This window comes from Arthrobacter citreus, assembly GCF_038405225.1.
Classification (GTDB): domain Bacteria; phylum Actinomycetota; class Actinomycetes; order Actinomycetales; family Micrococcaceae; genus Arthrobacter_B; species Arthrobacter_B citreus_A.
Map to the genome: position 1 here is coordinate 3,825,323 of NZ_CP151657.1, position 25,989 is coordinate 3,851,311.

Here is a 25,989-nt window from a genome sequence, read left to right on the forward strand (position 1 = left end):
AGAATGGATTGACGCCCTCTGACCACCATCTTGATAACTACAGCTGTACCTGCAGCTGGAAGAATGTCAAAAAAAGCTCGGGAGATCTAGTGCTAGTTGTGCTCACCGTTTTGTTTACGGTGGCATTGGTGGCGCCCTTATTGTTCCGCAGGATCGGCCGGTCGGCGTTCTACGTCCTTGCCGCCGTCCCCGCTGCAGCCTTTGTTTGGCTGCTGGTCACGTTCCCCCGGTACACAGGTGCCGACCAGACGCTGGCCTCGGGCGCTCCCAACGCCCCGCCGTCCGTGATTATCCCCTGGGTTCCTGATCTCCGCGTGGAGCTGGCTTTCCGGATGGATACGTTGGCCGCGGTCCTTTCCATCCTTATCCTCGGCGTCGGTTCGCTGGTTCTCTTTTACTGCGCCCGGTATTTCCGGCCCGGCGACACCCAGATGGGCGCCTTCGGTTCCCAGCTGCTGGCCTTTGCCGCAGCCATGTTCGGCCTGGTGACCGCGGATGACCTGATCCTGCTGTTCATCTTCTGGGAACTGACCACAGTCCTCTCCTACCTGCTGATCGGTTATTCGGCGCACCGCCTCTCCGCCCGCCGTGCCGCACTGCAGGCATTAATCGTCACCACTTTCGGCGGCCTGACGATGCTCGTGGGCATGGTCCTGATCGGAGACACCGCAGGGACCCTGCGGATCTCAGAGATCCTGGCCATGGCTCCGCAGCTGCTGGAACGCGGCGCCGTCGTGGACGTGGCCATTGTGCTGATGCTGATCGGCGCGGTGTCCAAATCGGCACTGCTCCCGTTCCACTTCTGGCTGCCCGCCGCCATGGCTGCCCCCACCCCCGTGAGCGCCTATCTGCACGCCGCGGCCATGGTCAAGGCCGGCATCTACCTGGTGGCCCGCCTCGCCCCCGGCTTCTCCGAGTCCGCGTACTGGCACGCCGTCGTGCTGATCCTGGGCCTGTCCACCATGCTGCTGGGCGGCTGGCGCGCACTGCGCCAGTATGACCTGAAACTGATCCTGGCGTACGGGACCGTCAGCCAGCTCGGTTTCCTGACCCTGGTGGTGGGACTGGGCAACCGGGAAGCCGCCGTTGCCGGTCTCGGGCTGCTGCTGGCGCACGGTTTCTTCAAGGCGACGCTGTTCCTGGTGGTGGGCATCGTTGACCACCAGTCGGGAACCCGCGACATCCGGAAACTGTCGGGGATCCACCGGTCCTCGCCGCAGCTGTTTATCGTGGGTCTCATTGGCGCCGCTTCCATGGCCGGTGTTCCGCCGCTGCTCGGATTCGTGGCCAAGGAATCCGTGTACGAGACCTTTGTCCACTACGCCGAGAAGCAGGGAACCGCAGGAGCTGCGGTTCTGCTGGCCGGCGTCGTTATCGGTTCCATCCTGACCTTTGCCTACAGTGCCCGCTTTGTCTGGGGCGGCTTTGCCACCAAGGCCAACTGCCAGCCCACCCCCTTCAAGCGCGTGCCGTGGTCATTCCTCGCGGCGCCGGGCATCCTCGCGGTCGTCAGCGTGATCTTCGGCCTGTGGCCGGCTCCGCTGGACGCTGCCATTGTTTCCTATGCGGATTTGTACCCCGCCGACGGCGATCCCACGCACCTGGCTTTGTGGCACGGCTTCACCACCGCGCTGCTGCTGACGGTCATCACCATTGGGATGGGGCTGCTGCTCTTCTGGCAGCGCCTCGGCGTGGAGCGCGTGCAGGCGCGGTTCACCGCCCCGCTGGATGCCGAGCGCTCCTACCGCGGGATCATCGGTGTGCTCGACGACGTCGCGGTCTGGGTTACCGGCCGCACGCAGCGCGGTTCGCTGATGTTCTACCTGTTCGTCATTCTCTCCGTGGCTGTCGTGACACCGCTGTTTGCGCTCATCGTGCGGGACGCACCTCTGCCTGATCAGTTCCACTGGTTCGACTCGCCGCTGCAGGTGGTGATCGCCGTCGGGATCATCCTGGGTGCACTGGCCGCAGCCCGCGCCAACAAGCGCTTCCTCGCAGTGCTCATGGTCAGCGTCACCGGTTACGGAATCGCCCTGATCTTCGCCCTGCAGGGCGCCCCGGACCTGGCCCTGACCCAGATGCTGGTCGAAACCATCGTCCTCGTGGCCTTTGTCCTGGCGCTGCGTTCCCTGCCGGCACGGCTGTGGAAGCGTGAACCGGCCGGACACCGGATGCTGCGGGCCATACTGGGCATCGCCTTCGGTGCCACCATGGTCATGATTGCCATGACCGCCATGGCGTCGCGTGTCGCCGAGCCGATATCGCTGGCCTTCCCCGACCTTGCCTACGAGGTGGGCGGCGGCGCCAACATCGTCAACGTGACCCTCGTCGACATCCGCGCGTGGGACACCTTCGGTGAAATCTCCGTGCTGGCAATGGCCGCCACCGGTGTCGCGTCGCTGATCTTCGTGCGCGGACGCGGCGACAAACGCCGACGCGCGGAAGGTGTTGCCACCGGCTCCGTGGACCGCGGACGCGAGCACTTTGCGTCCTCCGGCCGCCAGGAAGCCACCCTGGCCCTGGCCCGCAAGTTCTCCAGCGTCAGCCGCGATGCCTGGCTGGTGGCCGGGCGCACCCTCGCACCGGAACGGCGGTCGATCATCTTTGAGGTGATCACGCGCCTGCTGTTCCACTCGGTCATTCTGTTCTCGATCTACCTGCTGCTGGCCGGCCACAACATGCCCGGCGGCGGTTTCGCCGGCGGACTCATGGCCGGGCTCGCCCTCACCATCCGCTACCTCGCCGGAGGCCGGTTTGAACTGGCCGAGGCAAGCCCCGTCAGCGCGGGCCTGCTGCTCGGCGGCGGACTGGGACTGGCCGGGCTGTCGGCCGCTGCGCCGCTGTTCTTCGGCGGGCAGGTCCTGCAGAGCGCCATTATCAAGTTCACCTGGCCCATCTTCGGTGAGATCAAGTTCGTCACGTCCACCATTTTCGACATTGGCGTGTACCTCGTGGTGGTGGGACTGGTGCTGGATGTCCTGCGCAGCCTGGGCTCCGAAATTGATGAACGCAGCGAAGGCGGGTCCTCCAGCGAGGAGGAAACGCTGGAACCTGAACCCGAGATAACCGCCCGAGAAGAGGAGGAGGTAGCCCGATGAGCATAAACATCACCTTCATGGTCATTATGGGAGCGCTGTACGCGTGCGGCATCTACCTTCTCCTGGAGCGCAGCCTGACCCGCGTGGTGCTGGGACTGACCATGCTCACCAACGCCACCAACATCCTGCTGCTGTCCACCGGCGGCTTCCAGGGCCTGGCCCCGCTGTTCAACGCCGAGATCGCGGCGGAGGATTACAACGATCCGCTGCCCCAGGCCTTCATCCTGACCTCCATCGTCATTTCCTTCTCCGTGACAGCGTTCATGCTGGGGATCATTTACCGGTCCTGGGTGCTGAGCCGCCAGGATGAGGTCCAGGACGACATTGAAGACCGCCGCGTGGCGAGCCAGAGCAGCTTCGACGCCGAAGATGACGCGGACGTCCCCGAGGACACCACAGAATTCACCCCGCCCGAAGAGGCTGAAGAGGCGCCCGGTTCGCTGCGCGCCACCGGTCAGAGCACCAGCCCGGAGGCCAAGGAATGAACACCGTAAGTTTGGCCCCGCTGGCCGTGGTCCTGCCGTTCTTCGGCGCAGCCCTGGCCTTCATCCTGATTCGGCACACCCGTGCCCAGCGCGTCATCAGCATCAGCATCCTGACGGTGACGCTGATCCTGGAAGTCATCCTGCTGTTCTCGGTCTGGGAGACCGGAGCCCAGGCGGTAAACCTGGGCGGCTGGCTGCCGCCGGTGGGCATCACCATGGTGGTGGACCAGTTCTCCGCGCTGATGCTGGTGGTCTCCTCGGCCGTCAGCCTGGCAGTGCTGATCTACGCCGCGGGGCAGGGCATGACGGACGGTGACGAGGACGGACCAATTTCGATCTTCCACCCGACCTACCTGATCCTGGTGGCGGGTGTGTCCAATGCCTTCCTCGCCGGTGACCTCTTCAACCTCTACGTCGGGTTCGAAATCCTGCTCACGGCCAGCTATGTGCTGATGACCCTGGGCGGAACCACGCCGCGCATCCGCGCCGGCGTCACCTATGTGGTGGTCAGCGTGGTCTCCTCGCTGCTGTTCCTGATCACGATTGCCATGATCTACGCCGCCACCGGCACCGTGAACATGGCGGACCTGGCCGTGAAACTGGGCGACCTGGATCCGGGCACCCAGCTCATGCTGCACCTGATGCTGCTAGTGGCCTTCGGCATCAAGGCCGCCGTCTTCCCCCTGTCCTTCTGGCTGCCTGACTCCTACCCGACGGCTCCGGCCCCGGTGACCGCAGTGTTTGCCGGGCTGCTGACCAAGGTGGGCGTTTACGCCATGGTCCGCACCGAGACGCTGCTCTTCCCGGGAGACCGGATCAACACGCTGCTGATGGTGGTGGCGGGCCTGACCATGGTGGTGGGCATCCTCGGTGCCCTGGCACAGACCGACATCAAACGAATGCTCTCCTTCACCCTGGTCAGCCACATTGGCTACATGGTGTTTGGCCTGGCCGTCGGATCGGTGATCGGCATTGGTTCGGCCGTGTTCTACGTGGTCCACCACATTACGATCCAGACCTCACTGTTCCTGGTCACGGGACTGATCGAGCGCCGCGGAGGCACGGCCAACATGGACCGGCTGGGCGGACTGGCGAAGCTGTCACCGCTGCTGGCCGTGCTGTACTTCATTCCGGCCATCAACCTTGGCGGGATTCCGCCGTTCTCCGGGTTCCTTGGCAAGCTGGGGCTCCTGGAAGCCGGCGTCGACCTGGGCACTCCGCTGGCCTACGTACTGGTGGGTGCCAGCGTGCTGACCAGCCTGCTGACCCTGCTGGTGATGGCCCGGGTCTGGAACCGTGCGTTCTGGCGGACGCCGGAAGACGCGGTGCACCCGGATCCCATCCTGCTGGCCACGGGTGCCGGCGGTTCCTCGCTGCGGAACTCCGGCGACGTCACGGAAAAGCCATCGGGCCGGTTCGCCGGCCGCGACGCCGTCGACCTGCTGCCGCGGACCATGGTGTACCCGACGGTGGGACTCGTGGCCCTGGGTGTTTCGCTGAGCGTCCTGGCCGGACCGCTGTTCTCGCTCAGCGACAACGCGGCCCAGGACCTGCTGGACCGCACGCCGTACATTGAAGCCGTTCTGGGAGAGGGGGCAAACCGATGACCCGCAGAGCCCAAATGCGCAACCGCCCCCGCGTGCCGCTGCTGAAGGAAATCCCGCTGCTGATCTGGCTGGTGTTCCTGTGGGGAGCACTGTGGCAGGACTTCAGTGCCGGAAACCTGATTTTCGGTGCCGTCATTGCCTTCGTCGTGGCGAACATTTTCTACCTGCCGCCGGTGGAGCTCAGCGGCCGGTTTAACCCGATCTATGCGCTGGGCTTCCTGTTCCGGTTCTTCTACAAGCTGGTGCACGCCAGCTTCGAGGTGCTGTGGCTGTCCATTGCCAAGGGCCCGCACATCAAGAACGCCGTGGTGGGCGTGAAGCTGCGCAGCCACTCGGACCTTTTGGTCACGGCCACCGGCCACGCGCTGTCGCTGATCCCCGGTTCGCTGGTGGTGGAGGTGGACCGTTCCACCTCCACGCTGTACCTGCACTGCCTGAACGTTTCCACCCCGGAGAACGCGGACAAGGTCCGCAAGGATGTCCGGGACACCGAATCATGGCTGATCCGCAGCATCGGCACCCGCGAGGACCTTGAGGTCCTGAAGGCCGAAGACGCCCTCGCCCGGGAAGAAGCCGCCGTGCTGGACGGAACCGCCGCAACAGGCAAGGGAGTCCCGTCATGATGACAGTTTTTGTGGTCCTGGTGTCGGTCATGCTGTCGGCCGCTGCCGCCGGTGCGATTTTCCGCATTGCCCGCGGACCGTCCATCCTGGACCGGGTGCTGGCAGCTGACGTTCTGCTCACGATTGTCGGAGCCGCCCTGGCGACGGACATGATCGTGAACAGGAACCTCAACTTCCTGGCGCTCCTGGTATCCATATCGCTGATCGGCTTCATCGGCTCAGTGACCGTTGCCCGCTTTGTTACGGACAGGAGATAACCGGTGAGCTCCGAAATAAAGGATCTGATAATCGGAATCCTCATGGTCGGCGGCGCTTTGATGTCGCTGGCCGCAGCCATCGGGCTGACGCGTTTTCCTGACCTCATGAGCCGGATGCACGCCGCGTCCAAACCCCAGGTGCTCGGCCTGCTGCTGTTCCTGCTGGCCATGGCCGTGCAGTTTGAAAGCTGGGTCCTGCTGCCGGTCCTTGCCGTGTGCTGGCTGTTCATGCTCCTCACCGCTCCGGTGTCCGCGCACATGATCGGCCGCGCCGGCTACCGCACCAAGCACCTGCGTCCCGAGCTGCTCACCATTGACGAGCTGGACGACGTCGTCGGGCGGGCCCAGGAGCTGCTGGCTCAGGCAAATGCCGGAACCACCGTCGATGACAGCGGCGATGATGACCCGCGCGTGGACGACGACCCCGGCGAGCACCCGCCTGCCGGGTCGCTCGACGACGACGCGGTGCCCGTTACGCCTGCCTCGGCACCCGAGGCGCAGCAGCCCGGCGTTGTGCACGGAACGGACGCGGACACAACGACGCAGGGCACCCGGCGCCCGGGACACAGTCCCGAGGGCTGAGCGCCCTGCGGTAAAACCTGCAGAATGCTGTAAAGCAGCGTCCCTAGACGATTTCGGGCGTCTTCTGGTACCGCTGGATGGCGCGCTGGGTTCCGCGGTTCGTCAGCACCCGGATGCCCTGGCTCACGGCACCGGAAACGACGGCGAAAATCACTGCGGTGCGCAGGCTGACATCCAGGACGCCATCCTTGTCACGGGGCGGTTCGTTGCCGGTAACCTTCGTCCAGACAAAGTCCAGGATTTTGGCGGACAGGAGTCCGGCGCCGATGCTGGCACCGGTGGCGAGCAGTTTGAGGATCAGGTTCATGGTTGCTCCTGGGGTTGAAGGCCTTTTTCCTAACCCTACCCGCGTTCCCCCCAAAGATGCCGGTCCATGTGTACAGTGGGAGGCGCAAACATACGACAGGGGAGCGCCGCTTCCCGCGTCCGCCGTCCGGTCCGTCCGGAAGGCAGGGACGTGGAAGGCCACCGGCGCTGAGAGTGCGGACATCCGCAGACCCTCGAACCTGATCCGGTTAGTACCGGCGCTAGGGAGTCGAGATCTCACGGGACCTCATGGCAATCCGCCGTGACCAGTCCCTCCCCTCCTGTACCTCAGGAGGATTTTTTTATGCAGCAGAACCGTTTCCAGCAGCAACTGTCATCCGTGCGGCGCCCGTGGCGGGTGGTGGACATTGTGGTTGCCTCAGTGCTGGGCGTGGCAGTGGGCATCATTTTTTGGGCCTGGTCCCTGGGCTACGCCGGCGTTGAAGCCCTCATCCTGGCTTTCCCGCCGCTGGGCGGGCTCTATACCGGTGGATGGCTGATTGCCGGCGTTCTCGGCGCGCTTATTATCCGCAAACCCGGAGCTGCAATTTACTGTGAAGTCCTCGCAGCTGCCGTTTCCGGCGTGCTGGGCACCCAGTTCGGCCTGTCGGTGCTGCTGTCAGGCTTCATCCAGGGCCTCGGCGCGGAACTGGTGTTCCTTGCGTTCCTCTACCTCCGGTACACGCTGCCGGTGGCGGTGCTGGCCGGCCTTGTATCGGGTGTCTTCCTCGGAGTCAGCGAAAGCATCCTCTACAAGCCGGAATGGGCCTTCCAGTGGCAGGCGCTGTACACGGTGTTCGCCGCCGTCTCCGGAGCTGTCATTGCCGGCTTTGTCTCCTGGCTGATCGCCCGGGCGTTGGCCCGCACCGGCGTGCTGTCACCGTTTGCGTCCGGACGGGCAGCGGACGCTTCATCCCATGCACGCTCGTAGCTCATCCCGGGCCGGCGCCGCAGCGGTCCATGCCCGCGACTACAGTTGGCGGCACTCCGGGCGCAGCACCCCGGCCATCTCCTCCCTGTCCCTGGACATCGAGGCGGGGGAGAAGGTCCTGCTCCTGGGCGCCTCCGGAGCGGGGAAGTCCACGCTGCTGCATGCCCTCGCCGGTGTGCTGGGTGAAGGGTCCGGCCCGGACGCCGCCGGAGAGGAATCCGGCGTCCTGACCATCGACGGTGTTCCTCCCCTCCAGGCCCGGGGCCGGGCGGGACTGGTGCTGCAGGACCCGGACTCCCAGCTGGTCCTGTCCCGGGTGGGCGACGAGGTGGCGTTTGGCGCCGAGAACCTCAGGGTGCCGCCGCGGGATATCTGGGAACGCGTCCGGACTGCCCTGGACGACGTCGGGCTGAGGGTGCCGTTGCATCAGTCCACCGCCGCCCTGTCCGGGGGGCAAAAGCAGAGGCTGGCGCTGGCTTCGGTGCTGGCCATGGAACCGGGGCTGCTGCTGCTCGATGAACCCACGGCCAATCTGGACCCGGCCGGAGTGCTGGAGGTGCGGGACGCCGTCGAACGCGTCTTGGACCGCACCGGCGCCACGCTGATTGTCGTGGAGCACCGTGTTTCAGTCTGGGCCGGCCTGGTGGACCGTGTGGTGGTCCTGGCCTCCGACGGCGGTATCCTCGCCGACGGACCGCCCTCACGGGTCCTCACCGATCCGTCAAACCGGGACCGGCTTTCCGCAGCTGGGGTGTGGCTGCCCGGGGTCCGCCCCGTGCCGGGCGGCCCGGCGGCCGGGGCTCCGGGCGGCGAGCTGCTCGAAGCCCGCGGGCTCGGGGTTGGGCGGGGCAAAGGCACTCCGGCAATCGTGGACGGAGTGGACCTGACGCTGCAGGCCGGAACCGCCCTGGGGATTACCGGTCCCAACGGGGCCGGAAAGTCGACGCTGGCGCTGACCCTGGGCGGGCTGCTGCCGCCCGTTGCCGGCACCCTGCGGGCAACTCCGGCGCTGGCCGGTGCCGCCGGACCGGATCCCCGGCGGTGGAAATCGGCGGACCTGGTGACCCGGATCGGCACCGTGTTCCAGGAACCCGAGCATCAGTTCGTGGCCTCGACGGTGCGCGATGAGCTGGCCTTCGGCCCCAGACGCACCCGCCGGCAGTCCGAGGCGCAGGTCTCGGAACTGGTGGTGTCATTGGCTGAACGGCTGCGGCTGACGCCGCTGCTGCAGGCAAATCCGTTCACTCTGTCCGGCGGTGAGAAGCGCCGCCTGTCAGTGGCGACGATGATCGCCACCGACCCGCAGATCCTGCTCCTGGACGAACCCACGTTCGGGCAGGATGCGAACACCTGGGCTGAACTTGTGGCGCTGCTTCGAACGCTGGTTGCGGACGGCACTGCGGTGGTCTCCGTGACCCACGACGCCGAGTTCCTGTCCGCCCTCGGGGGAAACCTCCTGCGGGTTGAGTTCGGGACCGCTAAGGCGGGGATGCTGCTGTGAAACGCTCCGAAGAACACAGCGCCCGGGCGGCATCCTACCTGTCCGTGGACATGGCGCCCACGGATCTGGCTAATCCCTCCCGGCGTCCGGCCGGAACCCTGCTGGAGCGGGCCAACCCGCTGTCCAAACTGGCCGCCGCCGCAGCCCTCACACTGGCGGTGCTGGTGAGCGTGGACTGGATCAGCGCCGGAATAGTCCTCGTTGCGGAGCTGGTTCTGCTGCCGCTGCTGCGGATCCGGCCAATGACGCTGCTCAAGCGCATCTGGCCGCTGGTTGTTGCCGCCCTGATCGGCGCCTACGGCACGGCCCTGCTGGCCGAAAAAACCGGAACGGTGCTGCTGGACGCGGGGCCGCTGCTGTTCACCTCCGATTCAGTGGCAGCCGGCATCGCCATTGGCCTCCGCGGGCTGGCGATCGCCCTGCCCGGAATCTATCTGCTCGTCTCGACGGACCCGACGGACCTCGCTGACGCCCTGGCCCAGAAACTGCGGTTGCCCCACCGGTTTGTGCTCGGTGCACTGGCCGCCATGCGCCTGGTCGGCCTGCTGGTTTCGGAATGGCAGAGCCTGGGCATGGCCCGGCACGCCCGCGGCATCGGTTCGGATGCGGGGCCGATGGCCCGGGCCCGGTCCTTCCTGGGGCAGTCGGTCGCCCTGCTGGTCCAGGCGGTGCGCCGTGCCACCCGGCTGGCCGCGGCAATGGAAGCGCGCGGATTCGGCAGCGGAGAGCGCACCTGGGCTCGGACGTCAGTGTTCACGGTCCTGGACATCTGGGTCACGCTGTACGGCGTGATGTTTGCGTTCGCCGCGCTGGCGGCTGCCGTGATGGCCGGGACCTTCAACTTCATCCTGACGTAGGCCTCCGCCCCCGGCTCCCGATCACCGCAATGACACGCTGCGGGTCCAAGCCGCCCAGGCAGGGAAGACGCCACAGAGCCCCCTTACAGGCACTTGGGTCGGCCGGTGGGCAGTTTCGCAAAAAACCAGCGGCCGAGCCTAGCCGTCGCTAGGGGGAATCCCAAGATAGTCTGCGGAACGTACGTGTCCTCTCACCTCAAGGTTCCAAACAGGCCGTATAAACCTTTCCGGACTAAGGCGCAGGTACTGAACCTCTGTTACTTCCGCAGGTTTCCACGATTCCCTGAAAATACCATTGGGTTCGTAACCCAAAGATTTTGACACACCTAGAGAAGCCGAGTTCCAGACTGCTGCCTCGGACACAGCGTTGTTCGCCTTCAACCAATCAAATGCGTAGAGGAGGACTGCTGTTCGCATCTCCTTGCCGAGGCCTTGGCCCTGAGCATCTTGGCGGAGCCAGGAGCCCGTTGACACCGTCTTGAGAGTGCCAAACCCTTCGGCGCTCAAGTCCTGACACCCGACAAAGTCGTTTGCTCTCCAGACTCCGAAGTAAAGTGCCCACTTCTCCGGTGTCGATTCTGCACGTGCCCGCCAAATTCGCCGCGCAGTGTTTGCGGGAAGATCTTCAGGGCGTGCCTCCGTCCACGGATGGGAAAAAGGCATCTGCCCTGGGGGATGAATGCCAGCTGCCGCGGCTTCCACGGCAGCGGGCAAGTCCGCATCTTGGATCGGTCGCAGAACCAAACGTGGAGTGGAGAGAACTAATCCGAAGGGTGGCCACAGGGTGGCTAGGCTGGTCACCCCTAATCCTAACCAGGCGTTGTGACGTTGATCCGGTTCGAAATCCGTAATCCTAAGAGCACGGCCCGGTGAGGATCCTCTTAGGGATTTGCTCTGTTGCGACTGAATCACGTTCTCCGACCATCGGTCACGTGCCGCCACCTGGATGTCTACCGTGTAGAGCATGCGCATATCTGAGACTGTCCATGCCGAAAACCGATACACCGTCGATTCACCGTTCTATCGCGTCAACTTCTGGGAACAAGCATCACCGCCGCGCGGCTGGATGCTCGATGCCTACATCCTGAGTGAAGTCGAGGATCTGACGGAGGTGTACCAGTGGATAGAAGAAAACGCTCGTGGACGTCGATTTGAGCTCTTCATTGAGATACAGGAGGAGCCCCTGGGTCCTTTCAACAGTCCGCGTACGAGTGACCTTATCCGGCTGCTCGGAAGGAATCCCAACGTCGGAGAATCTGTCCATATCGCCACCTTCGTCCCGATCTGAGGAGGCATTGCGGTCAACCACTCGCACCGGTCATCGCGCACGCAGACGGATCCTCTTTTAGGACAGGACCAGCAGGTCAGCCTTAGCGAGGGGTTGAGCGCATCTGAGGACGTTCCCCAGTCGAAGACCTTTCGTGGTCTTGGGTTAATCCTGTCTGCTATCTCGTTGAGGTCCTGCCGGCTGGACTGACGAGAGCGACAGTTCTCGGCAGACATTGGCAGAGGAGCCTGTTGGCGTGTTTTCGTTCGTTCCGCACTGTCAGGCGCTGGGTCGCTGAAGTAGGCAGGCAGTCCCTGCCCGGCTGTGAGCTCCTGATGCTCAGCCAATTCGCGTCCGCGGTCCCGCTTCAGGGACAGTCGGTGCGCTGCCGGTGGTCCGCGGAAGTTCGAGGTCAGGGCAGTCCGGACGACGTCGGCTTTTGATTCCGTTACGGAGCTGCACCAGCCGGAGCGGGTCCAGGGTCAGACACGGTGCCAACCGGGAGGCCAGCGACGGCGTTAGCCCTCCGCGAGTGCTCCGCGGAGCAGCGCGGTCAGCTCTTCGGTGAGGGCCGGTGAAGAACTGATCGGGGTTCCGTCGATGGAGGTCACCGGAGCCAGCAGCCGAATGCTGGATACCAGCCACACGCCGTCGGCCTCCATCAGGTGCGCCGGTTCCAGCGGCCCGTAACCGCGGGCCCAGCCCGCCGCCTCGGCGGCGTCGAACAGGGCCCGCTGAGTGGTGCCCGGCAGGATACCGCTCTCCAGCTCGGGGGTCAGCAGCATTTTGACGCCGTCTTCCTCCACCGCAAGGATGACGCTTGATGTGGGGCCCTCCAGGACCTTGCCGTCCGAGGACGTGAAGATGACGTCGTCGGCGCCGTTGGCCTTTGCATAGCGCAGCGCAGCCATGTTGACGGCGTAGGAGAGGGTCTTGGCTCCCAGGAGCAGCCACGGTGCCCGCTCCGCCAGGGTGCTGTCGTAGCCGCGGTCCAGCAGCAGGACTGACACGCCGTCGGCCGCGCGTTCCCGCATTCCGGCGGGCACAGCGGAGGCGGCAACCCAGGCCGTGGGGGAGTGCGCCCCTTCGATTCCGCGGGTCAGGAGCAGCTTCACTATCGCTTCCCCTGTGCCGTCCCCCGCGCCTTCCCCCGTGCCTTCCCGGCGCGTCAGCTCGGCGAGGGCCGTAGTGACAGCCCGCTCCCAGTCACCGCGGGCCGGCGGATCCAGCTCCAGGGCCTGGGCCGACGACGCCAGCCGGTCCAGATGGGCATCCATTTTGCGGGGGCTGCCGTCCACTGCCAGCATCGATTCAAAGATGCCATCACCTCGGGTCGCACCGAGATCAGTGGCCATCAGCTGCGGCTCGGAAGCGTCAGCGAGGCGGCCATTGGGGAATTCGGGGTCCAAAAATACCAGAACAGTCATGTGCCCAGCCTAGTTTGCCATCGGGGCAGACTAGGCTGGTGGGTAAGGATCAGATGATGGGAGCGTCGTGTGTGGGTGGCATTAACCGGTTCGTCGCTGCCCGTTTGGATTGTCACTGCCCTGACCGTCCTCGACTATGCCATCCGGATCATCGCGCTTGGCGTGGTTCCGGGCAACCGGCGGCCCACCACCGCCATGGCCTGGCTGTTGTGCATCTTTTTCCTCCCGGTGCCGGGCATCATCCTCTTCCTGCTCTTCGGTAACTTCCGGCTGTCCGAACACCGGGTCAAACGGCAGGCCGAAGTTAACCGGGCCGTGCGTGAGAACACCCGCGAGCTGGAGGCCGAAGGCAGCCGCTATTCCGGTCCTGAATGGGTGGTGTCCGCGACCGAACTCAACCGCAGGCTTGGTTCGTTCCCGAGCCTGGACGGCAACAAGGTGGAGCTGCAGCGCGACTACGCCGAATCCATCAAGGAGATGACCGAGGTGGTCCGCGGCGCGCAGAAGTACGTGCACGTGGAGTTCTACATCATGAGTTACGACGCCGTAACCCGCGATTTTTTTGCCGCCCTCAAAGACGCCGCGGCCCGCGGCGTGCGGGTCCGGCTGCTGTTTGACCACATCGGAACGCTGCGGGTGAAGGGATACCGCAAGCTGCTGGCGGAACTGCGCAGCACCGACATCCAATGGCGGCGGATGCTGCCCATCCTGCCGGCCCGCGGCCAGTGGCGGCGTCCGGACCTGCGCAACCACCGGAAGATCCTCGTCGTCGACGGGCAGGTGGCGTACACCGGTTCGCAAAACCTGGTGGAACCGTCCTACCGCAAGCCCCGCAACCATCGGATGGGGCGTAAATGGGTGGAGCTGATGGCCCGCCTGGAGGGGCCGGTCGTTGATGAAATCAACGTGGTGTTCGCGACCGACTGGAACGCGGAAACCGACGAGAACCTCGAACGTGAACTCAGCCTCTACGAGTGGACCACCCATCCCGGCGACGTTACGTGCCAGGTGGTCCCCAGCGGCCCCGGATTCACCACCGAAAACAATCTGCGGCTCTTCACGTCCCTGATCTATTCGGCGTCGGACCGGATTTCCATTACCAGCCCGTACTTTGTCCCGGATGATTCGCTGCTGTACGCCATTACGACGGCGGCCCAGCGCGGCGTGCAGGTGGAGCTTTTCGTCTCCGAAAAGGGCGACCAGTTCCTGGTGGACCACGCCCAGCGCTCCTACTATGAGGCGCTGCTGCGCGCCGGGATCCGGATTTATCTCTACCCGAAGCCGCTGGTCCTTCACGCCAAGCACTTCACCATCGACAACGAGGTGGCAGTGCTCGGGTCCTCGAACATGGACATGCGCTCCTTCTCGCTGAACCTGGAAGTGTCCATCATGATGTTCGACGGCGACATTGTGGCGAAAACCCGGCGGATCGAAGACACCTACCGTTCCATGTCCCGGGAGCTGCTGCTGTCGGACTGGGTGGACCGGCCGGTGTGGCAGCGGTACGTGGACAATGTGTGCCGGCTGACCGCCACGCTGCAGTAACCGGGAGAGCCAACCAGAGGAAAGCCAGGGGGACGTTAGGGGAAACGGGAGCCCAGGGCACTGAGGACACCGAAGGCCTTGGCCCGGACCTCATCCCATTCCTCCGCGGGATCGGAATCCGCGGTGACCGCTCCACCCACCCCGAGGGTCACTGCTGTTTCCTGAATCTCCAGCGTGCGGATCACCACAGAGAGGTCGGCCGCGCCGGTGAGGGAAAACCAGCCGACGACGCCGGAATAGGGTCCCCGCGGAGCTCCCTCCAGCCGGTCGAGGATGGCCATGGTGCTGATCTTCGGTGCGCCTGTCATTGAGCCAGGCGGGAAAGCGGCGGCGATTGCCTCCGCCCGCGATGCCCCGGGGAGCAGGTGCGCGTCCACGGTGCTGACCAGCTGGTGGACCGTGGCGTACGTTTCCACCGCGCACAGGCGGGGAACCGTCACGGATCCCGGAACGGCGTGATGGGATAAGTCGTTGCGCAGCAGGTCCACGATCATGACGTTCTCGGCCCGGTCCTTCAGCGAGGACACCAGGTCCGCCTCCAGCAGCCGGTCCTCCTCTTCGGTGGCACCGCGCGGCCGGGTCCCCTTGATGGGTTCGGCGCGGACCCCTCCGGCGGCGTCGATGGACAGGAACCGTTCCGGCGAGGTCCCGGCCAGGCCGAAACTGCCGAAGCGCAGCAGCGACGCGAACGGTGCCGGGCTTCGCCGCCGGAGGGCCCGGTACAGGTCCAGCAGCTGCGCGGCATCCAGGGCTTTCGTCAACCGGGCACTGAGCGCCGTGGTCAGACAGACTTCATAGGAGTTGCCGTCGGTGATTTCCTGCTGCGCCGCCCGGACCTTCTCCAGATAGGAGCTGCGGCTGTCCCGGACGGTGAACTGCGGGGCGGGCACGTCTGCCCGGGCCGCCCCCGTCCCCGCTGCCGTTCCCACTGCCGGGCTTGCGCCGGCCGCGGCATCCAGTGCATCCTGCACGCGGGCCGCCCAGTTCCCGCCGTCGTCGTCCAGCGTCAGCGCGTACACGCACTGCAGCTGGTGATCCAGCACCACGGCGCGGCCGGCAAAGAGCAGGGCCGCGTCCGGAGCGGATCCCGGGGCCGGTGCAATATCGGCACCGCCGGTCTCACGCTTGAGCTCGTACCCCAAAAAACCGACCCAGCCCAGGGAGAACCCGCCGGGATAGTTGTCGGGAACAGTGACCGTGTTCCGGCCCCACACCGAGTCCAGCCACTGGAAAAACGGTCCGGTCCGGGACAGGGTCACCGGCCCGGACACCACGGTGGTCACCCCGCTGCGGTGCTCGGCGTACCTGCCGTGCGCCCCGCCGTCGTCGGCCATGATGCTGAACCGGCTGCGCGCGGCGATGTGGGCGGCTCCGGACGCCCCGGACGCCCCGGACGCAGCCGGGCCGGCCGCGCTGGAGGCGCTGGAACTATCCAGCCAGACGGCATGCGGGGAGTCCGCATACAAGGCGGCGAACAGGTCCGCAGGGTCAGCCCCCAGGTCCAGCCGGTCAACGCGGACGGAAGCCGCCGCGGACTCGACCGGAGACGGCTGCAGCCGTGGCAGCTGCAGCTCGCCCAGCGCGCGCAGCACATATTCGGCGGCTTCCCCCGGAGCCCCGTAACGGTGCTGCCGGTCCACCGTGATGTCCGCCCGTGCCGCCGCCGGATCTCCGGCGGCCCAGGTCCGTTCCTGTGCCGCCCACCGCTCCCAGTGCGGTGCATACGTTTCGCCGTCGCGTTCCAGTGCCTTCTCCCGGCGCAGCTCGGCCGGCGCCTGCACCCATACGGCGGCGTCGAGCAGGGGTCCCGCCGCGGCGGCTGAGGCTCCCACTCCCTCCAAGATGATGATCTCCGCGGGCGCGGTGCTGCGGGTCTCCCCGTACCGGCTGGCTTCCCAGTCCCACGCCTGCCAGAGTGCCGGCTGACCTGCAGCCAGGGGTTCGGCGACCTGCCGGGCGTAGTAGGCGATGCCGTCCGCCAGCCCGTCCCACCCCGGATAGATGTCCTCGAGATGGAACAGGGCCACGCGGTGGTGCGCGCGCAGGGCTGCTGCCAGTTCAATGGCAAGGGTGGTTTTGCCTGCCCCGGAAAACCCGTCGACGGCGATCATTACGGGCCGGACTGCTGCCATGGGGGACGACGCGGGGGATGATGCGGGGGATGACGCAGCGGGGGAGGACGCGGGGGCAGGGGTCGGCATTTAGCTGCCGGCGCCGGAGGCGGTGTCCAGGGCAGCAGCGACGTACTGCACAATGCCCGGCACTGCTGCCGAAATCAGGGCGTAGGAAGAATCAAAATCGCTCATGTCGCCGTACCAGGGGTCCTCAATGCCCAGCTGCTCCGGGGCAAGGTCTGCGGCGGCGGGATCGAAGCTGCGCAGCAGCCGGATTTTTTCTCGGTCCGCCGCGGAGGGAGCACGTTCCTGAAGCTCCAGCAGATGCCCGTAATCGAGGGCCAGGATCAGGTCGAGGGTGGCGAACTCTTCCAGCTCGAAGGCGTGGGCGCGGAAGGGTGCAATGTCGGCTGCCGGGAACCCGTGCTTGAGCAGTTCGGTTTTAGTGCGGTCATCCATGGGGCGGCCGGCCTCCCATCCGGTAACGCCGGCGGAGCTTACCGTGACCCGGGCGCCGAGCCCGGCGTCGTCAAAAGCGCGGGTCAGGCAGAACTGGGCCATGGGCGAGCGGCAGATATTGCCGGTGCAGACCGCACTGATTCGGTACATCCTCCCAGCCTACCCAGTCCCCGGCACGGCCCGGCCCCGTAACCGCCGCGGCTGCTCAGGCCCAGGCAATCACCTCTCCCGAGGGCAGCAGGAACCAGCCGTCCGAGGCCTGGGCCCAGCGCCGCCAGCCCGCGGCCATCCGTTCCAATCCGGCCTGGTCAGTCAGCTCACGGTCCAGAGCCTGCTCGGCAAAAGCCGAATGCAGCACCCGGTCCGCCCAGCCCCCGCCGAACCAGCTCCGGCGCTCCTCGGTGGCGTAGAGCCAGTTCGATGACGACGGCTCAAACTCGGTGAAGCCGGCCTCCAGGGTCCAGGCCACCAGCCGCCGGCCCGCGTCAGGCTCCGCTGCATTGCCGCGGGCAATCCGCTGGTACGTGTCCATCCATTCCGTGAGCTCGGGAAGCTCGGGATACCAGCTCATCCCGTGGTAATCGGCGTCGCGCACTGCAACCAGGCCGCCGGGGCGGGTGACCCGGCGCATCTCGCGCAGTGCCGCCACCGGGTCGGCCAGATGCTGGAGGACCTGATGGGCGTGGACGACGTCGAAGGTTCCGTCGGGATAATCCAGGTCATACACATTGCCCGCAACGAAGTCGATGTTAGTCAGCCCGCGCGACGCAGCGAGTTTCCGCGCCGAGGCAACCACATCCTCGGACGGATCCACGCCGGTAACCGGTCCCGGCTCCACGAGGTTCGCCAGGTCGGCCGTGATGCTGCCCGGTCCGCAGCCCACGTCCAGGACTGCCATGCCGGGTTCCAGGAAGGGAAGCAGATACGCGGCGGAATCCGCGGCGGTCCGGGCGGCGTGGGCGCCAACCACACTGCTGTGGTGGCCGTGCGAATACTGTTCGGGAGCCATAGGAGGAGGATACGCGGACCGCGGAGGCTATCGGCCGGAGTTTGCGGTGTGTGTCGTGCCGGCTCCGCGGAGCCTTGTCCCGGGCCCGGCTCCCCGGGGACGATGTTTTCCGGCAACAGCATCAGCCGGCCGTCCGGAAGGTTCATGATGGGATCGCTTCGCCACGAGGGGGCAACCCGCGTGTGTGTCTGGACGGCGTGTGCCGCCGGCGTGGTGCATGCCCTGTTCAGCCTTTACTGGGCGATCGGTGGTTCCTGGCTGCTGGACACCGTGGGCCCGGATGCCGTCCGGATGTCCGCCGACGCCCGGCTGCTGACCGGACTGGGGCTTGGGCTGGTGGCTGCAGCGAAGACCGCAGCAGCGGTTGTCCCCGTCAACATGGCGTACGGGCGGCTCCGCAGGGAAAAGCTATGGCGGGGCTTGAGCTGGGCCGGCGCTCTTCTGCTGGTCTTGTACGGCGGCGCCAACACCGTTGTTGGAAACGCGGTGCTGGCGGGGCTGGTTTCCCCGGATGGAGGCTATGACCGGGCGGCGATGGCCGGCCACTCTTGGCTGTGGGATCCGCTGTTCCTGCTCTGGGGGCTGGCGCTGCTGGGCTATCTCCTGCTGTCCGGGCCGGCCCAGACAGGGTCCGGGTTGGCCCCGTCCACCGGCCCGTCAAGACCGCGCGGGCCAAAACTCCAGAGTTGAGTCCTTTAGGCTCAACTTTGTTGACAAAGGAAAAGCCGTGAGTAAAGTTGAGTGCAGAAGGCTCAAGACGGCCTGCGGATGGCTGGACCATCCCGCCGGCGTCGTTTTCCACGGAAAGAGGAAGCAAACATGTCACGTGCAGTAGGTATTGACCTTGGAACCACCAACTCGGTTGTCTCCGTCCTTGAAGGCGGCGAGCCCACCGTAATCGCCAACGCGGAAGGCGGCCGCACCACGCCGTCGGTTGTTGCTTTCGCCAAGTCCGGCGAGGTCCTCGTCGGCGAGATCGCCAAGCGCCAGGCCGTCAACAACATTGACCGCACCATCTCCTCCGTCAAGCGCCACATGGGCACTGACTGGAAGGTGGATATTGACGGCAAGAATTACACCGCGCAGGAAATCTCCGCCCGCATCCTCCAGAAGCTGAAGAACGACGCCGAGTCGTACCTGGGCGAGAAGGTCACCGACGCCGTGATCACCGTTCCCGCGTACTTCAACGACGCCGAGCGCCAGGCCACCAAGGAAGCCGGCGAGATTGCCGGCCTGAACGTCCTGCGCATCGTCAACGAGCCCACCGCGGCCGCTCTGGCCTACGGCCTGGACAAGGGCAAGGAAGACGAGCTCATCCTGGTCTTCGACCTCGGCGGCGGAACGTTCGACGTTTCCCTGCTCGAAGTTGGCAAGGATGAAGACGACTTCTCCACCATTCAGGTCCGCGCCACCGCCGGTGACAACCGCCTCGGCGGCGACGACTGGGACCAGCGCGTTGTGGATTACCTGCTGCAGCAGGCCAAGGCCAAGGGTGCGGACCTGTCCAAGGACAAGATCGCCCTGCAGCGCCTGAAGGAAGCTGCCGAGCAGGCCAAGAAGGAGCTGTCCTCCGCGACCTCCACCAACATCTCCCTGCAGTACCTCTCGGTCACCCCCGAGGGTCCGGTCCACCTGGACGAGCACCTGTCCCGCGCCAAGTTCCAGGACCTGACCAAGGACCTGCTGGACCGCACCAAGAAGCCGTTCAAGGACGTCATCTCTGAGGCCGGCATCAAGGTCTCCGACATTGACCACATCATCCTCGTTGGCGGATCCACCCGTATGCCGGCCGTCACCGAACTGGTGAAGGAACTGGCCGGCGGCCAGGAGCCGAACAAGGGTGTGAACCCGGATGAGGTTGTCGCCGTCGGCGCCGCACTGCAGGCCGGTGTCCTGAAGGGCGAGCGCAAGGACGTCCTGCTGATCGACGTCACCCCGCTGTCCCTGGGCATTGAGACCAAGGGTGGTGTGATGACCAAGCTGATCGAGCGCAACACGGCCATCCCGACCAAGCGCAGCGAAACCTTCACCACCGCTGACGACAACCAGCCGTCCGTGGCCATCCAGGTGTTCCAGGGCGAGCGCGAGTTCACCCGCGACAACAAGCCGCTGGGCACGTTCGAGCTGACCGGTATTGCTCCGGCTCCGCGCGGCGTCCCGCAGGTTGAGGTCACCTTCGACATCGACGCCAACGGCATTGTGCACGTGTCCGCCAAGGACAAGGGCACCGGCGCCGAGCAGTCCATGACGATCACCGGTGGATCCTCCCTCTCCAAGGAAGACATCGACCGCATGGTCCGCGAAGCCGAAGAGCACGCAGCGGAGGACAAGAAGCGCCGCGAGGCCGCCGACGTCCGCAACTCCGCCGAGCAGCTGGCCTACTCCGTGGACAAGCTCCTCACGGATAACGACGACAAGCTGCCTGAAGACGTCAAGACCGAGGTCAAGGGCGACGTTGATGCACTGAAGAAGGCGCTGGAAGGCACCGAGAACGACGACGAAGTGAAGTCGGCGTTCGAGAAGCTGCAGACGTCGCAGACCAAGCTGGGCGAGGCCATCTACGCCCAGGCCCAGTCTGAGGGTGCAGGCGCCGCAGGCGGTGCCGGTGCTTCCGACTCCTCCTCCGCGGGCGACGAAGACATCGTTGACGCCGAGGTTGTTGACGACGAAGACAAGAAGTAATCATGACGGCAGCGAACGAGAACCCCAGCGAGAAGCCCAACCCCGAGGAGCAGGACGCCGACGGGCAGCCGGCGGAGTCCGGCAACCCGGCGGCTGCAGAGCCGGCGGAAGCGGCGTCGGAAGCTCCGGCTTCCGGAACAGAGGGTGATGCCCTGGCCCAGGCCGAGCAGATCCTGAACAGCGCCGATATGCCGGAGCAGCCGCAGGAAGCGGCTTCGCCCGAAGCTGCGGAGCTGCGCAATGACCTGCTGCGGCTGCAGGCGGAATACGTCAACTACCGCAGGCGGGTGGAGCGTGACCGCGATGTTGCACGGGAAATGGCTGTCATCGGAGTGCTGAACTCTGTGATGCCGGTCCTGGACGACATCGACGCCGCGCGCCAGCACGGTGACCTGGTGGACGGACCGTTTGCCTCAATCGCCAACAAGCTGGAAAACACGCTGAAGACGTACGGCCTGACGCGGATCGACGAGGTGGGGGTCGAATTTGATCCCAACATCCACGAAGCGCTGATCCAGCAGCAGAGCGCAGACGTAACGTTTGACACCGTGACGCAGGTCCTCCGCGTTGGCTATAAGGCCAACGACCGGGTGCTGCGGGCGGCACAGGTTATCGTCTCCGTTCCGGAGCAGTAACAGCGGGTGCCCGGGGCCGTCGCGAGGCGGCCCCGGGCACCTCTTTTTCAGCAAGGCACGTCCGGTCCGTAGTCCGCGGGATTGCGGGCAGGAGCAGTAATTATGGAAGGGGACACCAATTGGCTAGTCAGGATTGGGTCGATAAGGATTTTTACAAGATTCTGGGTGTCCCTAAGGACGCGTCGGAAGCCGATATCAAGAAGGCCTATCGGAAGCTGGCGCGCAAATACCATCCGGACCAGAACCAGGACGACGCCAACGCCGAGCGGATGTTCAAGGATCTCTCCGAGGCGTACTCGGTGCTTTCCGACGCCGAAGAGCGCCAGCAGTATGACGCCATCCGCGCCATGGGCAGCGGCGCCAGGTTCTCTGCCGGAGGCCCCGGCGGTGCCGGAGGCCCCGGCGGCGGTGCCGGATTTGAGGACCTCTTCGGGGGTCTCTTCGGCCAGGGCGCCCGTCCCGGCGGCCGCCGCACCACCTACAGCACCACCGGCGGCAGCAACATCCCGCCCGAGTTCGCCGACCTGTTTGGCGGGGGCGGTTTCGGCGGCGGCGGATTCGGCTCGGCTCCGCCGCAAAAGGGTGCGGACCGGACGGCCAGCACCACCATCTCCTTCGCCGGTTCCATCAACGGAACGGTTATTGGCCTGCGCGAACCCAGCGGCGAAGTTGTTGAGGTTCGGGTGCCGGCAGGGGTCAAGGACGGGCAGAAGATCCGGGTCCGCGGCAAGGGACAGCCCGGCGCTGCAGGCAACGGAGACCTGATGGTGACCGTTAACGTCACCCCGCACGACTTCTTTGTCCGCGACGGAAACAACATCCGCATCCACGTCCCGGTGAGCTTCCCGGAGGCCGCGCTCGGAGCCACCATCGAGGTTCCCACCCTGACTGCGGACAAAGTCAAGCTTAAAGTGCCGGCGGGAACCCCGTCCGGCCGCACGCTGCGGGTCAAGGGGCGGGGCGTGCACACGTCAAAGGGCGACGGCGATCTGCTGGTGACCATCGACGTCGCCGTTCCCTCGCACCTGAACAAGGAAGCCAAGGCGGCGGTCGAGGCCTTCGCCGAGGCCACCAAGGGCGAGGACCCGCGGGCCGGACTGGCGTCCAAGGCCCGGCTCTAGCAGCGTTAATGCGGTTCGGTTTCCCGTGCCCCGGGAGCCGAACCGGGTTATCGTTACTACTTCAATTGCTGTCAAGGAGGAACAATGGGCATCGATGTCAATGCGCCTATTTTTGTGATCTCCGTTGCCGCGGAACTGGCGGACATGCATCCGCAGACACTGCGGCAGTATGACCGGCTCGGCATCGTTTCTCCCAGCCGCGCTCCCGGCAGGTCACGGCGCTATTCGCAGCATGACATCGAAATGCTTCGTGAGGTCCAGCGGCTGTCCCAGGAAGGCGTGTCCCTTGAGGGGATCAAGCGCATCATGCAGCTGGAGAACCAGGTGTCCGGGCTGCGCGCACGGATCTCCGAACTCTCGGCGGAACTGGAATCGATGCAGCAGCGCAGCCCGGACCGCAGCCGGGTGTTTGCCGCTGGCCTGGCCGGCGACGTCGTCACCCTGACCCGCGGCCAGCGGCCCCCGGCATCCCGTCCCTTCGCGACCCAGCTCAGCCTCGCATCGCTGGTGCAGCGCCGCGGCAAGCTGCGCGCACTGCCGGCCGGAAAACAGGAACCAGTGGACTACGCCGACGGCGGTTACGTCCCGTCCCTTTAGCGGAACGGCTAAACGGAACCGGCTAACGGAACCGGCGGCCCTGATCCCGGCGGTTGGCCCATACGGCCAGCGCACCCAGAAGCAGCGTCCAGGCCAGCAGGCAGGGCAGCGCAGCCGCGCCGAGGGGCTGGCCGGAGAACACCGCCACTGACACGTCACGCGCCGCCCGGGTGGGCAGGAACAGCGAGAACGTGTTCAGCCCCGCACTGAAGAGGTCCGGCGGCAGCATCAGCCCGCCCGCGAAGGCCAGCGGAAAAAACACCACCTGCGTGACGGCGATGGCCACCTTTGACGTGCACAGGTAGCCGATCAGCAGCCCCAGGAACAGGAACGGCAGTCCGCACACAAGCCATGCCAGCACTGCGGCGGGTACCCGCCACCAGGAAACCAGGCCACTGGTGAACGCCTCCAGGGCCGCCGTGGTGAACAACCCCACGAGCACCACCGGAATCAGCGCGAAAAAAGCGAACATCATCGCCGTCAGGGCCCGGGCAACGGTGGGCGGCACGGCTCCGGCTGGCAGGGTCCGCACGTAGCTGCTCCAAGGGTTGGCGCGGTCCTCGGCAACCCCGATCCCGTAATTGAAGAGGAACGAGCTCATCACGCCAAAGAGCGCCAGCTGGGCTATGGCCATCAGGGACGCCACCGGATTGGCGGTGACCGCCTGCTGCGGCAGCACAAAAAACACCAGGGCCAAGGTGGGGAACACCGTCGAGGAAATCACCGAGATGGGGATGCGCAGCTGTTCCAGTATCTGGGCTTTGGTGTGGGCCCGGATCAGCTGAGCCCGGGTCCGTTCCCGCTGCTGTTGCCCGTGTGCTGCCGGGGCCGGTGCTGCACTCATGACTGCTCCTTTTCCGTGAGCCGCCCGGGACCGCCTGCGGGCTGGTGGGTGAGGGCGAGGAACGCCTCTTCGAGGCTTGCGGCGTGGACTTCCAGACGGGAAAAGGGGACATTGTCCCGGACCAGCCGCCGCACCGTTTCGTCGGCGTCCCGGCTCATGATGGTCACGGCGTTGTTGGGTCCGGCGGAAACGCCTGCGCTTTCGGGCAGGGACGCGAACGACGACGGCGGCAGGCCGGTCCGGAAGGAAACCTTGCTGACCGACACATGGCTGCGGATATCATCCACTGTCCCGTCGGCGGCAACGGAACCCGCGTTGAGGACCAGCACCCGCCCGGAAAGGGCCTGGATTTCCTCGAGGTAGTGGCTGGTGACCAGCAGGGTGCCGCCGTTGCGCCGGTATTCACCGAGGCGTTCCCAGAGGTTTTCCCGGGCTTCCACATCCAGGCCCGTGGTGGGCTCATCCAGGATCACAAGCCGCGGCCGGCCCACCAGGGCCAGGGCCACCATCAGCCGGCGCTGCTGTCCGCCGGACAGCCCGCCGCACTGCTTGTCCGCTATCGGGCTGAGCCCAAAGTCAGCCAGCAGTTCCGGTGTGGGCACCGGATCGCCGTAGTGGGCGGCCACAAAATCCACGGTCTCGCGGACCCGCAGCGTGGGTGGAACCGATGTGGCCTGCGGTGTGGTCCCGAGTTCACGCCGGGCCTCCGGATTACGGGGGTTGCGGCCGAAAAGCTCCACCGTCCCGGCGTCGGGGGTGCGGATGCCGCACAGGAGGTTCAGCAGCGTGGACTTCCCGGCCCCGTTGGGTCCGAGCAGGCCAAGGGCCTCGCCGGCTCGGATCGACAGACTCACCTCTGTGAGCGCCGGCTTTCCGGCGTAACTCTTGGTTACTGAATGTGCCGCTGCCAGCACGCTGCCGGGAAGTCCCGGGCCGGCTTTCCCGGTGCCGGAAGTCTGCTCGGGGCCGGAGGTCTTCTCGCTGATGGAACTGGGGTTCAGGCTCATGCTGTCTCCAGGATCATGTTCGGGTGCTGCGGGGCGGGCTGGTTAAGGGGCTGGTGAGAACGGCTGCGGCTCCTCGGTTTGCCGGGGTACCGATTCCGCGGGTTCCGGCCCGTTCAACAGGTCCCGAAGCGCTCTGCGGTACTGTGCGTAAGCCAGTTTTCCTTCCGGGCTGATACCCAGATAGGTGGCGGGGGAGCGGCCTTCAATGGTCTTGGTGACCTCGATATATCCGGCATCCTCGAGCTTGCGCAGATGGGTGGAGAGATTGCCGGCCGTCATATCCAGCATGGCGCGGAGCTTCGTGAAGGCTATGCGGTTCCGTTCGCCCACCTCGTTCAGCGTGGTGAGGGCCCTCAGCCGCGCTTCGGCATGAATGACCGGATCCAGCTCAGGCATGGGAGGCCGCCGGATTCCGCCGTCCGAGTGCAAGAAACTCGGCCAGGGATCCGGCCAGCATGCCCCCGGCGCCCAGGTAGAGATAAACGGCCAGGAAATGATCCGGCCCGGAAAGCAGCGCGGCGGCGGTGACCCCCAGCAGCCACAGCCCGAGGTAACACTGGCGGCGGTCGTTGAAGGTGGTGCCGCCGGCCACGTAGAGCAGGCCGACAATCAGCACCGCCGTCGAATTGATCAGCATGCCCCGCAGCCAGAAGTCGTCCACCGCGCGGCCGATGCTCATGCTGAGAATGCCCATGATGAGAAATCCCATCGCCCAGGACGCACCGTGCATGCCGCCCTGGAAGGCGCTGTGCCCCCGGATGCCCAGAGCGCTCCTCATGGACAGGACCACCGTTGTGACCGTGGCGACCAGGAGGGCCGCAGCCAGCACGATGAGGGCTGAATCCGGGTCCAGCGGAAGCCACCCGCGCCTGCTGCCCTCCAACGCACCGTAACCGGCGATCCACGCCAGCCCCCACAGCAGATAGATCAGGGCGGTGTTCCCGTTCAGCTGCCTGCGGGTGGATTGTTCCGCGTCCTCCACGATGGCCAGGGCCGCTTGCAGGCCAAGGGGCTGTTGTTCCATGCCGTCCTCCG

Annotated in this window: 26 protein-coding genes and 1 riboswitch; of the genes, 16 read left to right on the forward strand and 10 right to left on the reverse strand. The window is 65.8% G+C overall.

Annotated elements, in window-relative coordinates; genetic code table 11:
- Positions 1-89: 89 nt before the first annotated feature.
- The 6 genes from AAE021_RS17780 to mnhG are packed head-to-tail and all read left to right on the forward strand — an operon-like array spanning position 90 to position 6,652.
- A complete protein-coding gene (locus AAE021_RS17780) occupies positions 90-3,098 on the forward strand; it encodes a Na+/H+ antiporter subunit A (protein WP_342023613.1) in 3,009 nt (1,002 codons plus the stop codon).
- A complete protein-coding gene (locus AAE021_RS17785; protein WP_342023614.1) occupies positions 3,095-3,583 on the forward strand; it encodes a Na(+)/H(+) antiporter subunit C in 489 nt (162 codons plus the stop codon). The genes AAE021_RS17780 and AAE021_RS17785 overlap by 4 nt, the downstream gene beginning before the upstream one ends.
- Positions 3,580-5,190, forward strand: coding sequence for a Na+/H+ antiporter subunit D (locus tag AAE021_RS17790; protein ID WP_342023615.1), 1,611 nt, complete (start codon positions 3,580-3,582; stop codon positions 5,188-5,190). The genes AAE021_RS17785 and AAE021_RS17790 overlap by 4 nt, the downstream gene beginning before the upstream one ends.
- A complete protein-coding gene (locus AAE021_RS17795) occupies positions 5,187-5,813 on the forward strand; it encodes a Na+/H+ antiporter subunit E (RefSeq protein ID WP_342023616.1) in 627 nt (208 codons plus the stop codon). Before AAE021_RS17790 ends, AAE021_RS17795 begins: the two co-directional genes overlap by 4 nt.
- Positions 5,813-6,070 carry a monovalent cation/H+ antiporter complex subunit F gene (locus AAE021_RS17800; RefSeq protein ID WP_425362492.1) on the forward strand — a complete coding sequence of 86 codons (258 nt, stop codon included), beginning with the start codon at positions 5,813-5,815 and terminating at the stop codon, positions 6,068-6,070. Before AAE021_RS17795 ends, AAE021_RS17800 begins: the two co-directional genes overlap by 1 nt.
- A gap of 3 nt (positions 6,071-6,073) precedes the next feature.
- Complete coding sequence (gene mnhG, locus AAE021_RS18155) at positions 6,074-6,652, forward strand: monovalent cation/H(+) antiporter subunit G (protein ID WP_425362421.1); 579 nt, start codon at positions 6,074-6,076, stop codon at positions 6,650-6,652.
- Between the two features lie 43 nt (positions 6,653-6,695).
- Here mnhG and AAE021_RS17810 read toward each other — a convergent pair whose 3' ends face one another.
- A complete protein-coding gene (locus tag AAE021_RS17810) occupies positions 6,696-6,959 on the reverse strand; it encodes a DUF4235 domain-containing protein (RefSeq protein WP_342023618.1) in 264 nt (87 codons plus the stop codon).
- Between the two features lie 87 nt (positions 6,960-7,046).
- A riboswitch (TPP riboswitch) is annotated at positions 7,047-7,203 on the forward strand.
- A 59-nt stretch (positions 7,204-7,262) separates the two neighbouring features.
- Here AAE021_RS17810 and AAE021_RS17815 point away from each other — a divergent pair.
- The 3 genes from AAE021_RS17815 to AAE021_RS17825 are packed head-to-tail and all read left to right on the forward strand — an operon-like array spanning position 7,263 to position 10,247.
- Positions 7,263-7,889 carry an ECF transporter S component gene (locus AAE021_RS17815; protein WP_342023619.1) on the forward strand — a complete coding sequence of 209 codons (627 nt, stop codon included), beginning with the start codon at positions 7,263-7,265 and terminating at the stop codon, positions 7,887-7,889.
- Positions 7,876-9,390, forward strand: coding sequence for an ABC transporter ATP-binding protein (locus AAE021_RS17820; protein ID WP_342023620.1), 1,515 nt, complete (start codon positions 7,876-7,878; stop codon positions 9,388-9,390). Before AAE021_RS17815 ends, AAE021_RS17820 begins: the two co-directional genes overlap by 14 nt.
- A gap of 50 nt (positions 9,391-9,440) precedes the next feature.
- Positions 9,441-10,247 carry an energy-coupling factor transporter transmembrane component T gene (locus AAE021_RS17825; protein ID WP_342025459.1) on the forward strand — a complete coding sequence of 269 codons (807 nt, stop codon included), beginning with the start codon at positions 9,441-9,443 and terminating at the stop codon, positions 10,245-10,247.
- Positions 10,248-10,385: 138 nt separating this feature from the next.
- On the opposite strand, the gene AAE021_RS17830 is transcribed toward AAE021_RS17825, so the two are convergent.
- A complete protein-coding gene (locus tag AAE021_RS17830; RefSeq protein ID WP_342023621.1) occupies positions 10,386-11,219 on the reverse strand; it encodes a GNAT family protein in 834 nt (277 codons plus the stop codon).
- Between AAE021_RS17830 and AAE021_RS17835 the strand changes: the two genes are divergently transcribed.
- Positions 11,212-11,535 (forward strand): hypothetical protein, encoded by a 324-nt coding sequence (locus AAE021_RS17835; RefSeq protein ID WP_342023622.1) that lies wholly within the window; start codon positions 11,212-11,214, stop codon positions 11,533-11,535. The two genes, AAE021_RS17830 and AAE021_RS17835, sit on opposite strands and share 8 nt — an antisense overlap.
- Positions 11,536-12,032: 497 nt before the next feature.
- Here the strand turns inward: AAE021_RS17835 and AAE021_RS17840 are convergent, their stop codons facing one another.
- Positions 12,033-12,941, reverse strand: coding sequence for an aminodeoxychorismate lyase (locus AAE021_RS17840; protein ID WP_342023623.1), 909 nt, complete (start codon positions 12,939-12,941; stop codon positions 12,033-12,035).
- A 69-nt stretch (positions 12,942-13,010) separates the two neighbouring features.
- Here AAE021_RS17840 and cls point away from each other — a divergent pair, with 69 nt between their 5' ends.
- The gene (gene cls, locus AAE021_RS17845) at positions 13,011-14,486 is read left to right on the forward strand and encodes a cardiolipin synthase (protein ID WP_425362422.1); all 1,476 of its coding nucleotides are present in this window, start codon (positions 13,011-13,013) and stop codon (positions 14,484-14,486) included.
- A gap of 35 nt (positions 14,487-14,521) precedes the next feature.
- On the opposite strand, the gene AAE021_RS17850 is transcribed toward cls, so the two are convergent.
- The 3 genes from AAE021_RS17850 to AAE021_RS17860 form a co-directional block, all read right to left on the reverse strand.
- On the reverse strand, positions 14,522-16,618 hold the full coding sequence (locus AAE021_RS17850; protein ID WP_342025461.1) for a chorismate-binding protein: 2,097 nt from the start codon (positions 16,616-16,618) through the stop codon (positions 14,522-14,524).
- 69 nt (positions 16,619-16,687) lie between these two features.
- Positions 16,688-17,209, reverse strand: coding sequence for a low molecular weight protein-tyrosine-phosphatase (locus AAE021_RS17855; RefSeq protein ID WP_342023624.1), 522 nt, complete (start codon positions 17,207-17,209; stop codon positions 16,688-16,690).
- Positions 17,210-17,264: 55 nt separating this feature from the next.
- Positions 17,265-18,068, reverse strand: a complete 804-nt coding sequence (locus tag AAE021_RS17860) for a methyltransferase domain-containing protein (protein ID WP_342023625.1) — start codon at positions 18,066-18,068, stop codon at positions 17,265-17,267.
- Positions 18,069-18,212: 144 nt separating this feature from the next.
- Between AAE021_RS17860 and AAE021_RS17865 the strand changes: the two genes are divergently transcribed.
- The 5 genes from AAE021_RS17865 to AAE021_RS17885 all read left to right on the forward strand — a co-directional run bounded on the left by AAE021_RS17865 (position 18,213) and on the right by AAE021_RS17885 (position 23,103).
- The gene (locus tag AAE021_RS17865) at positions 18,213-18,758 is read left to right on the forward strand and encodes a DUF3995 domain-containing protein (protein WP_342023626.1); all 546 of its coding nucleotides are present in this window, start codon (positions 18,213-18,215) and stop codon (positions 18,756-18,758) included.
- A gap of 129 nt (positions 18,759-18,887) precedes the next feature.
- Complete coding sequence (gene dnaK, locus AAE021_RS17870) at positions 18,888-20,750, forward strand: molecular chaperone DnaK (protein ID WP_342023627.1); 1,863 nt, start codon at positions 18,888-18,890, stop codon at positions 20,748-20,750.
- 2 nt (positions 20,751-20,752) lie between these two features.
- Positions 20,753-21,385 carry a nucleotide exchange factor GrpE gene (locus AAE021_RS17875; RefSeq protein WP_342023628.1) on the forward strand — a complete coding sequence of 211 codons (633 nt, stop codon included), beginning with the start codon at positions 20,753-20,755 and terminating at the stop codon, positions 21,383-21,385.
- A 119-nt stretch (positions 21,386-21,504) separates the two neighbouring features.
- Positions 21,505-22,506 (forward strand): DnaJ C-terminal domain-containing protein, encoded by a 1,002-nt coding sequence (locus tag AAE021_RS17880; RefSeq protein WP_342023629.1) that lies wholly within the window; start codon positions 21,505-21,507, stop codon positions 22,504-22,506.
- 84 nt (positions 22,507-22,590) lie between these two features.
- On the forward strand, positions 22,591-23,103 hold the full coding sequence (locus tag AAE021_RS17885) for a heat shock protein transcriptional repressor HspR (RefSeq protein WP_342023630.1): 513 nt from the start codon (positions 22,591-22,593) through the stop codon (positions 23,101-23,103).
- A gap of 22 nt (positions 23,104-23,125) precedes the next feature.
- Here AAE021_RS17885 and AAE021_RS17890 read toward each other — a convergent pair whose 3' ends face one another.
- From AAE021_RS17890 to AAE021_RS17905, 4 genes are read right to left on the reverse strand one after another with little or no spacing between them, the layout of a single operon-like run.
- Complete coding sequence (locus tag AAE021_RS17890; RefSeq protein ID WP_342023631.1) at positions 23,126-23,947, reverse strand: ABC transporter permease; 822 nt, start codon at positions 23,945-23,947, stop codon at positions 23,126-23,128.
- Entirely contained in the window at positions 23,944-24,954 is a 1,011-nt protein-coding gene (locus tag AAE021_RS17895) for an ABC transporter ATP-binding protein (protein WP_342023632.1), read from the reverse strand. Before AAE021_RS17895 ends, AAE021_RS17890 begins: the two co-directional genes overlap by 4 nt.
- 42 nt (positions 24,955-24,996) lie before the next feature.
- A complete protein-coding gene (locus AAE021_RS17900; RefSeq protein WP_342023633.1) occupies positions 24,997-25,350 on the reverse strand; it encodes a transcriptional regulator in 354 nt (117 codons plus the stop codon).
- Entirely contained in the window at positions 25,343-25,978 is a 636-nt protein-coding gene (locus AAE021_RS17905) for a hypothetical protein (protein ID WP_342023634.1), read from the reverse strand. Before AAE021_RS17905 ends, AAE021_RS17900 begins: the two co-directional genes overlap by 8 nt.
- Positions 25,979-25,989: the final 11 nt, after the last annotated feature.